Annotated in this window: 1 protein-coding gene; it reads left to right on the top strand. The window is 45.3% G+C overall.

The window, feature by feature from the left end:
• On the top strand, positions 1-260 hold a 260-nt coding region (locus tag ASC50_RS05005), incomplete at its 5' end, for an ATP-binding protein (RefSeq protein WP_162491143.1).
• Positions 261-426 lie beyond the last annotated feature (166 nt).

Genomic DNA, 426 nt, shown 5'->3' with positions numbered 1-426 from the left:
TCCTCCCCGTTGGCAAACAGACACCGGATAGAATCAGCCTCAACATTGCCAATTCCGGTCAGCCCATTCCGCCGGAAGTGTTGCCGCATATCTTTATTCCGTTTTTTACGACCAAATCGTCAGGGTCGGGCATCGGGCTTAGCGTTTCAAGATATATTATGCGTTTGCACGGCGGGAAACTGCAATATGCGCATTCAAAAGATGGGATGACCGTTTTTAGTATGGTCTTTTCGGCATGCCGGAAATCCACCATAGTTTGAGATTGAAAAAATTATATTAACTTTGCGCCCTGCTTTTTAAACTTATATTAAGGTTATGAATCTTTTAGAAAAGAAATTGTCGGTAAGTCCCGCTTGCAAAGCGGCTCAGCAAGCACGGGATAAGGGGGTTTATCCCTATTTTCGCGCAATCGAGAGCGACCAGGAT

Source organism: Candidatus Symbiothrix dinenymphae (assembly GCF_001431085.1).
Note: the sequence above shows the minus strand (reverse complement) of the source record. Positions and strands in the feature narration are given on the sequence as shown.